Here is a 16907-nt window from a genome sequence, read left to right as displayed (position 1 = left end):
CCGCTGCTTTCGCGTATCTGGGCACATCTTCCGCGCCTGGCGGGAAACCGAAGGTTATGCCACGAACCAAATCCCGCGCTTTCGCGCATCTGACCCACTCTGACGCCCAGGGCGGGAATCGGAGGCGAGTACTGTGCCGCCCTCGAAAATCCCCGCTTTCGCGCATCTGGACCCATCTCGTGCGCCTGGCCCTCTCTCTCTTTTTATATCCGCCCTTTTCAAGGGCGTAAGCAGGGAGCATCCGCTTCAGCGGATAGCGAGGTCGCTTATGCCGTAGCTGGGGACCAGCCGCCAGGCTGGTGGTGGGTTAGCAGCCATAGGCTGCGTTTCTCTTTTTAGAAAACCGCGGTGCGGTTTTCTTCCTTAATGACAAACGACAAACGACGAACCCACAGCGGGCCGCCTGGCGTGCGGCCCCTACGGACTGGTGTACACAGTCTTCTTTACAAGGAGGTATTCTCATGGATTACAATCTTTCTTCCTATCCTTATCCTTCCCGCCGCCGGGTGATCCTGGCCCGGCGGGGGATGGTCTGTACCGGCCAGCCTCTGGCGGCCCAGGCGGGGCTGCGGATGCTGCTCCAGGGGGGCAACGCGGTGGATGCGGCCCTGGCCACTGCCATCTGCCTTACGGTGGTGGAACCTGACTGCAACGGCCTGGGCAGCGACGCCTTTGCTCTGGTGTGGATCAAAGACCGTCTCTACGGCCTCAACGGCAGCGGCCCGGCCCCGGCGCTCCTGACCCGGGACAAGGTCCTGGCCGCCGGGTATACGGAAATGCCCCAGCGGGGCTGGATCCCGGTCACCGTCCCCGGGGCTGTGTCTGCCTGGGCAGAACTCCACCGGCGGTTCGGCCGGCTGCCTTTTGCCAAACTCTTTGAACCGGCTATTGAATACGCCCGGGACGGGTTCCCGGTTTCCCCCATTGCGGGAAAACTGTGGAAAGCCGCCGAAACCACCTTCGCTCCCTTTAGGGACGACCCGGCTTTTGCCGGCTTTTTCTCCACCTTCCTGCCCACAGGATCCGCTCCGGAAGTAGGGGAAACCGTTGCCTTCCCGGATCATGCCCGGACCCTGGAACGGCTGGCCCAAACCGGCGGCGAAGCCTTCTACCGGGGTGAACTGGCAGACAAAATCGACCAGTTCAGCCGGGCCACCGGAGGCTATCTCCGGAAAGAAGACCTGGCCGGCTACCGGGCCCAGTGGGTGGATCCCATCCGCACCGACTACCGGGGCTATGATGTGTGGGAGATTCCTCCCAACGGCCACGGGATCACCGCCCTGATGGCCCTGAACATCATGAAGGGCTTCCATCTGGAGGAACGGGAAACCTTGGACAGCTACCACAAACAGATCGAAGCCATGAAACTGGCCTTTTCCGATGCCCGGCACTATGTGGCGGACCCCCGGTTCATGCACGCCCGGGTGGAAGACCTGCTGAGCCAGGACTATGCGGATCAGCGCCGGAGCCTGATCGGGGACCGGGCCCTGGAACCCCGGTGGGGGAAACCCTTCAGCGGAGGCACCGTGTACCTGTGCACTGCTGATGGAGAAGGGAACATGGTATCCTTCATCCAGAGCAACTTCCGGGGCTTCGGCTCCGGCATGGTGATCCCCGGCACCGGCATCGCCCTCAACGACCGGGGAAACAATTTCAGTCTGGATCCGGCCATGGACAACTGCCTGGCCCCTGGGAAGAAACCCTACCACACCATCATCCCCGGCTTTCTTACCAAAGACGGAAAGGCCGTGGGGCCCTTCGGGGTCATGGGAGGCTTCATGCAGCCCCAGGGCCATCTCCAGGTAATTCTGAACTCCCTGGATTTCCATATGAATCCCCAGGCCGCCCTGGATGCACCCCGGTGGCAGTGGATCGAAGGGAAAAAAGTGGAAGTGGAAGCTCAGGTGGATCCGGCCATTATAGAAGGCCTCCGGGCCCGGGGCCACGAAATCGTCGTGAAACAGGACCGCTCCACCTTCGGCCGGGGCCAGATCATCTGGCGCCGGGAAGACGGCACCCTGGTGGGGGCCACGGAGGGGAGGACGGATGGGACGGTGGCGGCGTACTAGGGGCTAACGCATAACCCAGGCGCGGAATATGCACCCATCTACTTTGTCAGCGGGAGTTTTGGAGCTGGGCATGTACCACTTAGTACTATGCCCAGCTCCAAAATTCCCGCTTTCGCGTATCTGGGTACATCTTCCGCGCCTGGTGGGAGACGGGGGCTTGTGCCACGAACCAAATCCCTCCTTTCGCGCATCTGACCCACTCTGACGCCCAGGGCGGGAGTCGAAGGTAGTACTATGCCGCATTCGAAACTCCCCGCTTTCGCGCATCTGGACCCATCTCGTGCGCCTGGCGGGAATCGGGGGTGGATTGCACCAACAAAAAGTCCGCCCTGGGAGGGGCGGGGGACCATGCGAAGCATGGTGGTGGGGGCATCGGCGATAGCCGATATTTTGCAGGGCTGTCAGACAATAATGGATCACAGGATAAGCATGGCGTTACTGCTTCCCAATCGTTCAAAGCTGCCATCTGATGTCTGAGAGGCCCGTAAAGACCGGTTCTGACATCTTTTTCGCGCATCTGACCCATCTCGCGGGCCTGTCTCCTCCTTCCTTCGGCTGGAGACTAGTGACTGCCGGCTAGTGACAGGAAGTGCTGCATCCGGCAACACTTCCTTGTTGACATTCCATTGCAACGGCTGTATAATGCAAAACATCAAGTACAGAGGGGTTGATGGACTATGGCATCCGTTAATGTAAATATCCGTATGGATGCGGATCTGAAAAAAGAGTTTGAGGAATTTTGCAGCAACGTGGGCATGAACATGACCACCGCTTTCACCATTTTTGCCAGAAGAACGGTCCGGGAAAACCGGATTCCCTTTGAAGTGTCCGCCGACTGCCGTCGGGCAGCCATCCACCAGGTACCGGTGGATCCCACTCCGGCCCAGGGAACGGCCACCAAGAGACCGGAAGACATGTTTGAGGAAATCAAACAGGATTTCAATATTTGAAAAAAATCCGGCTGCCGCCAGAAAAAACTGGAGCAGTCGGATTTTTGTCACTCGACCAGTGACAAGTGACAAGAGAACAGTAATCGGGGGTGTGAATTTTTTCACACCCCCTTTTTAATTGTTTCAGGGTTTGGCATCCTAGGGGAAAGGAACCCATCTGACGGAGGCAGATGCTGTTGAAGGGAAACGCAGCTGACGCTGCTAACCCACCACCCTTGCGCAAGCGCAACGGTCCCCCGCCCTTGAAAAGGGCGGATATACGCTGGGGCCATGCCCCCGCTTCTGGCACCAGGGCGAAGCCTGCGTGCCATTTATCCGTCCCTTTGCAAGGGCGGGGGACCAGCCGCCAGGCTGGTGGTGGGTTAGCAGCCCATGGCTGCGTTTCCCTTTCAAGCCGGCGGAGCCGGTCTCCACAACGACCAACGATGAACCCCAAGGCACCTAACCACCTAACCACTTAGCCACTTATCCCCCCTGTCCCCCCTCCAGCCTCATGTAAAATGACACCAAATACAAAGAAAAACCGAATAAATAACCAATATTGACAAGTATCTTACAGCCACATATAATGGAAATATAATATGTATAGAACGATGTTATGTTTTCTATAATTTAAAAGTACAGCAAAAGAGTAGACTTTTTACGGCAGAAAGAGGAATCTTTCAGGGAGGATATGGTCATGAACAAAATCTACAAAGTCATCTGGAGCCGGGTCCGGCACTGCTATGTGGTGGTGTCTGAGCTGGCTAAACGGGCTGGAAAGGAAAAAAGCACCTGTCTGTCCACGGCAGGAAAGACGGTAGCCGTGCTGGGCCTGGGAGCGGTGCTCTTTATGGGGAGCCCCTGTTCAGAAGCGTTTGCGGCAACAGGGAAAGTCACTGGGGGTGCTTCAACCAACCAGGCAACAGGAGAAAATGCCACAGTCAGCGGTGGTGAAAAAAACAAGGCCGAAGGGAAAAATTCCAGCGTTAGCGGCGGTGGTGATAATGAAGCTGTAGGCGAATCCTCCAGCATTAGCGGTGGCATGCAGAATAAAGCCACCGGGAAACATTCCAGCGTTACCGGCGGTACTCAGAATCAGGCAGGGGGCCAATTTGCCACGGTCAGTGGGGGCAGCGGCAACAAAGCCTTTGGCGCAGATTCTGTGGTTATTGGGGGTACCGGCAATATTACAGGTAAAGTGGCTGTAGATAAAAACGGGGATCCTCTTCTGGATGCCAACAGAAATGAATATGCGGCCGACGCCTCCAATCCATTTCCTATTTATGGGGTAGGCTCCGTAGCCATAGGCGGCTATTCTTCCACTATCCAGGGAAACTATTCCGTAGGCATCGCTGGCGGCAGCACCAGTGCAGGGGCTGCCAGCGCTGTGGCGGCCGGCAACCAGGCCACGGTGACTGTGGCCAATGGGGTGGCCATCGGCTATGAAGCCACGGCTTCTGTCATTGATTCTTCTCGTGCAGCCGATACAGAAGGTCGTATTGTATCCTTTGGCCATAAAAAAGGTGATGTATATTATACGGTACAGTATCAGAATCATATCGTTACGGAAAACACCTATGATTCTGACGCCTACAACCGCCTGGTCAACGTAGCCGACGGCATCGATGACCATGACGTGGTGGTCATGGAACAGTTGACCAAGGCCAAAGCGGAAGCGGTGGCAACGGCTAAAAACCAGATCAAGGTCAAGGGTGATGAAACCAACGTCCATGCGGAAGAAACCACGGACCAGGACGGCGTACAGACCACCACCATCAGCCTGAAGCCCAAGGTCACGTTGAAGGACAGCACCGACACCACCGGTGCCAAGCAGGTGGTGCTGGACGGCACGGCTGGCACCATTTCCGCCGGCCTCAGCACGGACACGGGGAATTTTATTTCCCTAGACGGGACCCAAGGCCTTGCCAAGGTGGGAGCAATCCAGATCGGCAATCAGTCCTTTACCTATGATTATATGAAGCCGGGCAGTCTCAATGACGATGGGGCCACCCTCAAGCTGGAATCTGTCCGGGCAAGTGCATCGGGGAACTTTGTGACGGGCCTTTCCAACCGTACCTGGACGCCGGGAAATTATGTGACCGGCCGGGCGGCAACAGAAGACCAGCTGGAACAGGCGGGCCGCCACTTCCTGAGCATCAAGACGGCCTATAAAGATGATGATGGCAATTCGATAACGCCGGTTGCAGAAAACAGCTTGGCCAATTACTACAATGATGGAGCCAGTGGCTCGGCTTCCATGGCCTTTGGCGTGGGAACTACAGCATCCGGCGATTTGTCTTTGTCCATGGGTGTGAACAGCGCTGCTTCAGGTATCAATTCCTTGGCCATCGGCTATGGCAATGAGGCTGCTGGTACCCAGTCGGTGGCTGTGGGCAACAGTACCAACGCCAGCGGAAATTTTTCGGTTGCCATGGGCCTTGGAGCCCAGGCCGGTACGAAAAATGATGATGCAGAGTCCACCGAACATGGAGCCGCTGTGGCCGTGGGTTATGGTGCAGAAGCGGTGGAAACCGGTTCTGCTGCTTACGGCTATTCGGCTGGGGCAAATGCTGTCGAATCTTCCGCTTTTGGTACCAGTGCCAATGCCACGGCAGATGGTGGCGTAGCTTTAGGCGCACACTCTGTTGCCAATCGGGAAAAAGGATCTACCGGCTATTTGGCTCCGGATATGACGGATCCTGCCAATGCAGCTAAGGCAGCCACTTGGGTGTCCACTTCCGGGGGTGTTTCCCTGGGGGGGACAGTTGCAGAAGGTAAGACCATCAGCCGCCAGATCACCAATTTGGCTGCCGGGTCTGCGGATTCCGATGCGGTGAACGTGGCCCAGCTGAAGGCTGTGGAAACCAAGGGCATGAACTTCCAGGGCAATGATACTGACACTTCTGTCCATGTAGACCAGGGGGGGACTCTCCAGATCCAGGGCAGCGGCCGGAAGGAAGATACGGAATACTCCACCCAGAACATCAAGGTGCTGACGGATACGGCCAACAACCGGCTTTCCATTTCTCTGGACAAGAATCCAGTGTTTGATTCCGTCACTGCCGGTACGGAAAGGACTTCCGCTGACGGAGGCCAGGCCGGCTCCCTCAAGATCGTAGGAGCGGACAGCAGCAGTACCAACAAGGCCACCACCATCACTGCCGGTTATGTTGATACACCGGAACTTTCCGGTACCACTGGCACGGGCCGCCTCAGCTACACCGATGGGGATGGCGCGGCCCATACGGTGGCTACTCTCGGGGATGGTCTGAAACTGGCTGGAGATACGGGAACGGGCAGCGTTGCACTGGACAAGACGCTTGACGTAAAGGGCGGTGCAACTGACCTGGCAACGGGCAATAATATCGGCGTTACCGCCAATGGTTCCACCCTGTCCCTGAAACTGGCCAGGGATATCACCGGGCTGGATACAGTGACCGCTGGGGGCGCTAAATTGGGCACCCAGACCGACGGGAATAATCCTGCCCAAAGCGGTGACTATCTTACCGGATTGGACAATACCACCTGGACCGTAGGGCAGACCCAGCCTGTCACCGGCCGTGCGGCTACGGAAGATCAGTTGAAGAGCGTGTCCGATGTGGTGGACAGCAACAAGACCCAGATTACCACCAATACGGAAGCCATCGCCCAAGGCCTGAATTTCTCGGCCAGCAACAAGGTAGATGGCACCTATAAGACGGTCAAAAAGAACCTGGGCGATACGGTGGCCGTCCGCGCCAACGATGCTCAGGATGGGCACACCTACAAGACGGACAACCTGACCACGGAAATCGACGATAACGGCATCATCACCGTGAAGATGGACACCCAGCTTACGGCGGACAAGGTGACTGTGGGAACAGGAGATAAAACCATTACGGTGGATGGAAATAGTGGCAATATGACCACTGGTTCTTCTACTCTGGGCAGCAACGGCCTGACCATCAACAATGGTCCCAGTGTCACCCTCAGCGGCATCAGCGGCGGCAGTAAGCAGATTTCCGATGTAGCCAGTGGCAAGTCCGGGGATGATGACTCCGGTAGCCCTGTTTATGGAATAGAAACCAATGCCGCCAATATCGGCGATGTGAAGAATATCGCCGCCAAGACCGTAACCGTCAGCGGAGATGGGGCAAATACGAAAGTCGAAAGAACTCCTAATACCACAGACGGAACGGTGGACTACAAGGTCTCCCTGAATGACACCGTGACCCTGGGCAGCGATGCCGACAAGAAAATCGCCCTGGATGGCACGGCTGGAACCGTGACGGTAGGGGACCGAGTTACCCTGAATGGGAATACGGGAACGGCCACCATTGGCGGGGCCACCCTTGGCAAGTCTGGCTCGGATACATATCTGACCGGCCTGACCAACAAAACTTGGGATGGTACAGCTGTGAGTGGTCGTGCGGCCACCGAAGATCAGCTGAAGAGTGTGTCTGATACAGTGAATACTGGCTGGAATGCCAAAGTGGGAGACCAGATCCTGGCGGTTACTCCTGCCAATAAGACCCTTACTTTTACAGCGGGAGATAATATTGCTCTTACACCGACTGACAGCAGCAAAACCATTACCATTGCTACCCAACCCAATGTAAACTTCACCACGGTCCGTGTGGGAAGTACGGATGGAACCGATGGTATTTACATCGGCAGCCAGCCCGGCGGCGGTGCCAACGGCAGTGCCACGTCAAACATTACCAGTATTACAGGACTCAAAAATACAGCATGGGTGACGGACCATTTTATGTCCGGCCGGGCAGCTACGGAAGATCAGCTGAATGAAGTAGCGAAAACCATCAAAGGGGAAGCCAGTGCTTCGGATATTTATGTAGAAAGTGGCTCCGTTTCTTATGGCAATAATGGGGAAGGCACAGGGACTTTAGTCAGGAAGAATGACAAGACCACTGGGCAACTCACCGGGCTCCACGATTACTATGTAACCGGCGGCAGTGTCAGCACCGATGGTAAGACCCTGAATCTGACGAAAAATGGCGGTGATGCCATTCCGGGCATTGATATGACCAATGTGCTGAATCAGGACAGCCATCTGGTGGCTGCCGACAGTGGTGAATACACGGTAGGCAGCGACGGCAAGGTAACGCTGAAGGTGAAAAATAACGCAGCGGGAAGCACTCCTACGGATGTGGTGATTTCTGGTATTGCCAGCAATGCGGCTCTGCAGCAGGGCTTGAATTTTGAAGCCAATGAGGCAGAGAAGGAGGGCGGAAGTGCTGCCTACAAGGCTCAGCTGGGCGGCAAAGTCAGTATCAAGGGTGGTGCTGCTCAGAACGGCCATACATACAATACGGACAATATCACCACTACCATGGATAATGGCACCATCACAGTGAAGTTGGACAATGACCTGACGGCTCACAGCCTGACGGCCGGGTCCAGTACGGTCAACGGTACGGTCAGAGTGACCGGTACCGGCGGAGCTTATATTGAAATGGATGGCAGTGACGGGTCCCTCCATATGGGGAACAATGGCGGCCGGTATTCTGCTCTTTATCAGGATTATGGCGGTGCCGGTTTCCTGAATTCTGCAGACAGCTCACCTCGGCTGAAATATGATGTGGATACCGCCAAAGGCACCTATCATACCATTGCTACCCTGGAAGATGGCCTGAAATTTGCCGGTGATGATGCCAAAAATGATACATCCAAAGTCGTCAGCACAACCCTCAACAGCACCCTAAATATCACCGGCGGTGCTGCCGGCAATCTGACTGATAACAACATCGGCGTGGTGAAGAACGATGCTGGCGACGGCCTGGCAGTCAAGCTGAATAAGGACCTCACCAATATGGGCACCATCAGCTTTGCACCCACTACAGGGACTACAGGCAGTGGTATCAAGATTGGTTCTCAGACCATCGCCAACAATGGCACCAGCCCCAATGATGCTGCTGGGGATTACATTACGGGCCTGACCAACACCAAATGGTCGAAAGATGGCATCGTCAGCGGTCGGGCGGCTACGGAAGACCAGCTCCAGCAGGTGGCCAAGTCCATTGTGGACGGGAAGGAAACCGGCGGTGGCTTCGGCCTCAGCGACAATGCAGGCAATGTGGTGAAGCAGGATCTGGGCGGTTCCATCCAGCTGAAGGCGGCAGACGACAATTTGACCACCACAGCGGATACCACTGGCAAAGCCATCACCATTGGTCTGAGCAGGACGCTGACCGATATGACCAGTGCCACCTTCAAGGACGGCACCAGCGGAGCCACTGCCGTAGTGGATGGCAAGGGCATTGTGGTGACGCCGAACCAGGGAAGCGAAGCCGACAAGGTGAAACTGACCGCCGACGGCCTGTCCAATGGCGGCAAGCAGATCACCAATGTGAAGAGCGGACTCTATGATACGGCACAGAATAAGCCGGTGGATATCTCCACCATTACGGCAGGCAGCCCTATGCTGCAAAATGGGGCCACTATCGGCGATTTGCAGACCGTCAGCAATGGTGTGAAAACAGAACTGACGGACAAGGGCCTGAACTTCAAGGGCAATGACGCTACCACCACTGTCCATAGAAATCTGGGCGACACCCTGACCATCCAGGGAACCGGCGCGGATGGCCGTGACTACGACGGCGGCGCCAATGTGCAGGTCAAGGCGGATAAGAATGCCAATACGCTGACGGTCCAGCTGGATCGTGACCTCAATGCCCATACCCTGACGTTGGGGAAAGCATCCACCGGAACGGGAACAGGGGAAGCAGGGAAGCTGATCCTCAATGGGACCAACAAGGATAATGGGATGAGCCCGGTATCCATCGGTGTCACCTATCGGGGAAATCAGGACAAAGAAGCCATGAAGACGGCCATGTCCCGGATTACCTATAAGGGCGGTAATGGAAATGACCACACCGTGGCTACCCTGGAAGACGGGCTGCAGCTGGCCGGGGACAATGGGGAAGCCCTCAATACCACCCTGGACAAGAAGGTGACCATCAAGGGCGGCGTCGCGAAGGACAAGCTGGTGGACAATACCACGGACCCCACGAAGAACAACAACATCGGCGTCGTTGCCAGCCAGGATAAAGATGGCAATACCACCCTCTCCCTGCAGCTGGCCAAGGATATCACCGGCCTTAATACGGTGACGGCCGGCACGGTTGTTATGGGGAATCAGAGTGTCGTCAGTGACGGCAAGGTTACAGAAACAGGAAACTTTGTTGCCGGGCTTGAGAACACAGACTGGGATGGGAAGGATTATGTTTCCGGCCGGGCGGCTACGGAAGACCAGCTGAAAAAGGTCAATGATTCCATTACCAAAGTCCTGGGCAATGGGACATTTGCCATTACGGCCGGTGGCAGAGGGGAAGCCGTGGATGCCACCATTGAACAGAATCTGGGCAGTGCCATCCGGATTTTTGGGGATGCCCCTGTAACCAACGAGAAAAACGATGGCTCCGGGGATTTCTGGGATCGGAGCAAGGCCAATATCCTGACCAAGGTGAAGAAAGACCATGATGGAAATGATTACGTTTCCGTAGAACTCCAGGATCATCTGGACGTGGGTGTCCATGGGGATGGTAAAACCATCGAAGGCACGGACGGCAGCATGCAGTTTAAAGGCAAGTCTGCCAAAGAAGTAAATATTACCGGCGATACCGGGATCACCCTGAGCGACAATGGCAAAAAGGCCGCTGCTCTCCGCCAGGCTGACGGCGCAGGCTATCTGGATCTGACGGGGACGGCTGGAACCCAAGCTACGGTATCCGTCCATACCGTTGCCAAGAACCTGGCCCAGCAGGACCAGACTCGGCTTACCTATACCGACCAGGGCAACAAGGCTCATGAGGTGGCTACCCTGGAGGATGGGCTGATCTTCGCCGGGGATACTGATGACAATGTGAGCCGGACCCTGAACGGCACCCTGAAGATTTATGGCGGTGCAGATGTAAACAGTCTGTCCGATGGGAAGAATATCGGTGTGGTGGCTTCTTCCGACGGCCTGCAGCTGAAACTGGCCAAAAATCTTACCGGCATCGAAAGCATCACCGGGCTGACCAATACCACCATTACATCTGCTGATTTTGCCACCAAAGGCCGGGCAGCTACGGAAGAACAGCTGAAACAGGCCATGAGCAGCGTTACCACAGTCACTTCCGGAGGCGGCTTCGGGCTGACGGCAGATGATGGGAAATCGGTTAAAGCGGATTTGGGCCAGACGGTTTCCGTCAAAGGGAGCAGCAACATCACCACTTCCGTGTCCGAAGATGGCAAGTCCATCAACATCAAGCTGAACAACAATGTGGATTTGGGCTCTGAAGGCTCCATTTCTGCTGGTGGCGTGACCATCAACAACAGTGGCATTGATGCCGGCGGCAAGAACATCACCAACGTGAACAGCGGCATCGTCAAGGGCGATGACAGCGACAACACCAACGCCGCCAACATCGGCGATGTGAAGAAACTGGCCGGTGAAGCGGCCCAGGGGGCTGTGGACAGCCTGGGTACCCGGGACTTTACCGGGGATGACGGAGAAACAATCTCCCGAAAACTGGGCAAATCCATGAAACTGTCCGGCGGGGCAGATACGGCCAAACTCACCGACAAGAACATCGGTGTGGTGAAGAACGCCGACGGCACCGGCCTGGACATCAAACTGTCCAAGGAACTGACCGGCCTTACCAGCGTCACCACCGGCAACAGCACCTTGAACAATGATGGCCTGACCATCAACAACAGTGAAGGCAAAGCCGGTACGACCATCACCAACAGCGGTATCAAGATTGCCGCCAATGGGGAGGGGACCCACAATGTGGAAATCAGCAGCAATGTAAGCATGGGAGGCCAGCAGATCCACGATGTGGCTCCCGGCACCAAACCCACCGATGCGGTGAACGTAAGCCAGCTGGGGGGTGTGGTCAATGGAGTGAACAATGCCATTACCCGTCTGGACAGCCGGGTGGACCGGGTGGGGGCCGGCGCCTCTGCTCTGGCGGCCCTCCATCCGCTGGAATTCGATCCGGAAGACAAACTGAACTTCGCCGCCGGCTTCGGCCATTACCGGAGCGCCAACGCGGCGGCCATCGGGGCCTTCTATCAGCCTACGGAAAGCGTCCGCTTCAATGTGGGCGGCAGCTTCGGGGGCGGAGAGAACATGGTGAATGCCGGGGTGACCTTCTCCCTGGATCCCAAACGGAGAGACCGGTTCCAGAGCCGGATCGTCCTTATGCGGACGGTCCAGCAGCTGCGCAGCGACAACGAAACCCTGCGTCAGGACAACCAGAAGGTCCACGCCCAGCTGGACGCCATGAACGACCGGCTGAACAAGCTGACGGCCCTGGTGGAACAACTGAGCGCGAAGCAGTAACAGGCAGTAGGCTTCCGACTCCTGACTTCCGACTAAGAGGCTGTGAAGAAATGCACGATGCATTTTTTCACAGCCTCTTTTTTACGGCTTCAACGGTTCCAGCACGAACCCGATCAGCTTATCCAGCAGCTGTTCCGCCGGATGCCCTTCCGGGTTCAGGGACAGGGGCCGGTCTTTGATCAGGAACAGCATTTCCGTAATGGCCGTCAGGATGAAGGTGACATATTCATAGCCGTGGTCCTGCTGGGGTGTCCGGAGCTCGCCAGCCTCCACCGCTTTTACCAGCAGGCTCTGGATGTAGTCTCCCAGCCGGGTGAGCCGCTGCCAGGAATCGTCGTTCAGGAGCCCGGAGGGGGTGAGCAGTTCCTGGTACAGGATGATCATGTGCTGGTGGGGATCCAACTGGCTTTGCAAAATGGCGTGGAGGTATTTCTTCAGCTGCTGGAGAGGCGGTTTTTCCTCTTTTTCGATGGATTCTTCCAACCGGTGGAGCACTTCCAGCTGGCTGTCGATAATGGACTGGTACAGGGCCTGTTTGCTGCCGAAATGATAGGAAATCAGGGCACTGTTGCATCCGGCCAGCCGGCCGATCTCCTTGATGGAAACATTGTGGTATCCCTTTTTGTCGAACAGTTCCGCCCCGGCATCCATCAGCCGCTGCATGGTTTCTTCCGAATTCCGTCTGTGCATGATTGCTCCCCTCTTTACTTAAAATAATTAGTTATGTGATTAATTTAATTATAACGCAGAAAAGGGAGGGGGTAAAGGCAAAAACACCTGTTCGCCACTCTTCTTTTTTGCTATAATGGAAGAAGAATTTTACGAAAGGCGGAAACTGTCATGGAAACCATTTTGCTGGGGGCGGTGCTGTGCGCCCTCCTTGTTTTGATCGTGCTGCTGGTCCAGCTCCAGAAATCCCTGGGGGCCCAGGAAGAAGTCCGGGCCCAGCAGGCCCGGGAAGAGGCGGACCGGCTCCGGGACAGCCTGGACCAGAAGGTGACCCTGTCCATGAGCGTGGTCAGCGACCGGCTGGCCATGGTGAACCGGGGCCTGGGGTCCATGCAGTCCCTGGCCCAGGGCGTGGGGGATCTGAAGAAGGTCCTGACCAATGTGAAGAACCGGGGGATCTGGGGGGAAATGCAGCTGGGAAACCTGCTGGGAGACATGCTGGCTCCGGAACAGTACGGCACCAACGTGGCCATCCGTCCCCGGAGCCAGGAACGGGTGGAATTTGCCATCCGGCTGCCCGGCCGCACCGGGGATGCCCCTGTATGGCTGCCCATTGACGCCAAATTCCCTCTGGAAGACTACCAGCGGCTGGTCCAGGCCCGGGAAGACGGAGACGCCGACGCCGAAACCCTGGCCCTGAAACAGCTGGAAATCCGGCTGAAAAGCGAGGCCAGGGACATCCGGGACAAATACATCGCCCCTCCCTATTCCACGGATTTCGGCCTGCTGTACCTGCCTCTGGAAGGGCTTTTTGCAGAAGCAGTGTCCCGGCCGGGCCTCATCAGCGAACTCCAGCGGAAATACCGGGTGACCCTGGTGGGGCCCACCACCCTGGCCGCTGTGGTGAACAGCCTCCAGATGGGCTTCCGTACCCTGGTGGTCCAGAAACAGACCAGCCAGGTGTGGCGGCTGGTGGCCCAGATCAACACCGACCTGGGTGCCTTCGAAACGGCCGTGGAACGGGCGGAAAAGAAACTGGCCGAAGCCCAGTCCGCCATGGAGTCCGTGGGGGACCGTACGCGGATTCTGAAAAAGCACCTGGACCGGGCAGAAAAATTTACGAAAGCACTTGACAATACAGTAGAGAATGAGTAAAATCGTAAGCAAGTGCTTGATGTACCTAAATAGATATACTGAATAAACTGTCCATGAAGGAACCAAGTACACAAGGCCTTTTCTTCCAGAGAGCTGCTGGGTGTGGGAAGCAGCGGAAGACCCTGTGGAATCCACTCCTGAGACGATGGGGGCAGCAACCCATCCGGCCAAGCCGTTATCCTGGAAATGAGGCTGCAGTGCAGCGAAATAAGGTGGCACCACGTGAGAGGTTCTCCCGTCCTTGACATACCCGTTTAGGGGGTCAGGCACGGGAGTTTTTATTTTATACAAGGTACCCGTGAGGGGCGAAGGAGAGACAATCATGGACAAGAAAAAAGTCATCGTGGTGGAACGGATTTCGGACAAGGGCGTGGAAATGCTGAAGGCCCAGCCGGACCTGGAAGTGGATGTAAAATTCGACATTCCCAGGGAAGAGCTGCTGAAAATCGTGGGAGATTATGACGCCATCATCGTCCGCAGCGTCACCAAAGTCAACGAAGAATTCTACAAAGCCGCCAAGAACCTGAAAGTGGTGGGCCGTGCCGGCAACGGGGTGGACAACATCGACATCGAAGGCGCCACCAAACGGGGGATCATTGTGGTGAACACCCCGGAAGCCAATGTGATTTCTGCAGCGGAACACACCATCGGCCTGATGTTGGCTTCCTGCCGGAACACCGTACGGGCCCAGAAGATGATCGAAAGCCGGGTATGGGACCGGAAGAACCTGAAGGGCGTGGAACTGTACCACAAGACCCTGGGGATCATCGGCCTGGGCCGGATCGGCACCCTGGTGACCAAACGGATGCAGGCTTTTGAAATGAAGGTCATCGCCTACGATCCTTACATCCCGGATGCCCGGTTCAAACGGCTGGGTGTGGAAAAATGCGAAACCCTGGATGATCTGCTGGCCAAGGCCGATATCATCACCATCCATACTCCCAAAACGGAAGAAACCATCAACATGATCGGCAAGGAAGAACTGAAGAAATGCAAGAAGGGCGTCCGTCTGGTGAACTGCGCCCGGGGCGGCCTGTACAATGAACAGGCAGTGGCGGAAGCCATCCAGGAAGGCCAGGTGGCCAGCATCGGTCTGGACGTGCTGGTGGACGAACCCAAACCCATTTCTCCCCTGATCGGCCTGGACCAGTGCGTGCTGACGCCTCACCTGGGAGCGGACACCGTGGAAGCCCAGGACAAGGTGGGCATCTCCATTGCCCAGGAAGTGGTGAACGTGCTCAATGGCCAGATGGTGCCCAACGCGGTGAACCTGCCGGCCCTCCATCCTCAGGAACTGGAAGGGATGTTGGGATACCTGCAGCTGGGTGAATGCCTGGGCAAACTGTACTACCAGCTGGAAAAGGATCCGGTGGATAAGGTGGAAGTGGTTTATGAAGGCCCTGCCGCCAACCTGGAAACCACCCTGATCACCCGGAGCATCCTGAAGGGGCTGTTCGATCCCATCCTGAAGGAACGGGTGAACATGGTCAATGCGGAACTGGCTGCGGAAACCCGTGGGGTGGCCGTGGTGGAAGGGAAGATGAACGGGGAAGACCGGCTGAATCGGGTATCCGTGAAGATTTCCAGCGGGAACAAGGTATTTACCGCCGCCGGCATGGTGGCACCGGACGAAACGCCCCACATTACGGAAGTCCAGGGCTACCACTATGATCTGGTGCCGGAACACTACATGATCCTGGCCAAGAACGACGACAAGCCCGGGATGATCGGCCAAATGGGGACTCTCCTGGGGGCAGCCCACGTGAACATTGCCAACATGCAGGTGGCCCGGAAGCCCAAAACCGGCAACGCCATGATGATCATGACCGTGGACAGCCCGGTGGAAAAAGTCACCCTCCAGATGATCGCCGGCCTGGACGGGATCCAGAGCGCGGATTTTGTGACCCTGTAAAGAGAACGGCTGCCGCAGGCAGCCGTTCTGTCACTGGTCTCTGGTCACTAGTCACTAGCGGAAGGAAGGAACCCGGGCAGCGGGTTCCTTTTATTGAGAACGCAGCTTTCGGGCTGCGTTTTTTTGCAGCCGGCCGGGAAGGGCGGGCCTGCGGCACGCCCCTGCCTCGTTGCTGTCGGACCATGGTTTCAACGGTCGGAGAAACGGGGTCTTCGACAATGCTGTTATTGTGATTTCGCCCGGACCTTTGACCCCAACGGCGTAGGGGCTTGCCGTGGCGAGCCCATCCCGGCCTCCATTCCATCGGTTGTCCTGTATGCGGGATGACCGGGCGGGATTGCGATGCAGCCCTGGGTCATCCCTTACGGGGTACAGGCGGCTGATTTCCCTTGTCTTGTAATTCTCCAGGTCAGATGATATACTGGCAGCAGGCAAAATGTTGACAGTGCTCTTGAAGCACAGGAATCCCCGGTGTGGCCACACCGGGGATTCTGTTTATGAAAAATATTTTTCAAGGGAAATAGACAAGCTAATCAATAAATTTCGTACTAAAAATATCAAAAATCAAATATTTTTAGTACGAAATTTATTTTAGCCCCATCAAATCTGTTTCCTCGAAGAGAGTAAACCAAAAACCGTAAAGTGTAGACTAATAAAAACCTAGAAATAAGATTTTCATAAAGTATAGAAGAACACTTTTCGGCCATTTCCCTGCAGCGGTGGTACCGGTTCATCCTGCCCTGTTACAGCCTGGTGGCTATAGTCCTGTGCGTATCCATCCTATTTGGGACTTTTGTGGGATGGCAGTGAGGAGGGAGACGGCAATTGGGGCAGTCATAGGA

The 16907-nt window shown here is 56.3% G+C and carries 6 protein-coding genes; 5 read left to right on the top strand and 1 reads right to left on the bottom strand.

What is annotated here, in order from left to right:
- Positions 1-461 precede the first annotated feature (461 nt).
- The 3 genes from FX155_RS05250 to FX155_RS05240 all read left to right on the top strand — a co-directional run bounded on the left by FX155_RS05250 (position 462) and on the right by FX155_RS05240 (position 12329).
- Positions 462-2069: a gamma-glutamyltransferase family protein gene (locus FX155_RS05250; protein WP_154487982.1), complete on the top strand. Its 1608-nt coding sequence runs from the start codon at positions 462-464 to the stop codon at positions 2067-2069.
- A gap of 677 nt (positions 2070-2746) precedes the next feature.
- Complete coding sequence (locus FX155_RS05245) at positions 2747-3019, top strand: type II toxin-antitoxin system RelB/DinJ family antitoxin (RefSeq protein ID WP_022487549.1); 273 nt, start codon at positions 2747-2749, stop codon at positions 3017-3019.
- Positions 3020-3698: 679 nt separating this feature from the next.
- Positions 3699-12329 carry an ESPR-type extended signal peptide-containing protein gene (locus FX155_RS05240; protein ID WP_154487981.1) on the top strand — a complete coding sequence of 2877 codons (8631 nt, stop codon included), beginning with the start codon at positions 3699-3701 and terminating at the stop codon, positions 12327-12329.
- 81 nt (positions 12330-12410) lie between these two features.
- On the opposite strand, the gene FX155_RS05235 is transcribed toward FX155_RS05240, so the two are convergent.
- A complete protein-coding gene (locus FX155_RS05235) occupies positions 12411-13019 on the bottom strand; it encodes a TetR/AcrR family transcriptional regulator (RefSeq protein WP_154487980.1) in 609 nt (202 codons plus the stop codon).
- Between the two features lie 150 nt (positions 13020-13169).
- On the opposite strand from FX155_RS05235, the gene FX155_RS05230 reads away from it, so the two are divergent.
- The gene (locus FX155_RS05230) at positions 13170-14153 is read left to right on the top strand and encodes a DNA recombination protein RmuC (protein ID WP_022488281.1); all 984 of its coding nucleotides are present in this window, start codon (positions 13170-13172) and stop codon (positions 14151-14153) included.
- Positions 14154-14475: 322 nt separating this feature from the next.
- Entirely contained in the window at positions 14476-16065 is a 1590-nt protein-coding gene (gene serA / locus FX155_RS05225; protein WP_154487979.1) for a phosphoglycerate dehydrogenase, read from the top strand.
- Positions 16066-16907: the final 842 nt, after the last annotated feature.

It is taken from the genome of Acidaminococcus fermentans (genome assembly GCF_009696675.1).
Classification (GTDB): Bacteria; Bacillota; Negativicutes; order Acidaminococcales; family Acidaminococcaceae; genus Acidaminococcus.
Note: the sequence above shows the minus strand (reverse complement) of the source record. Positions and strands in the feature narration are given on the sequence as shown.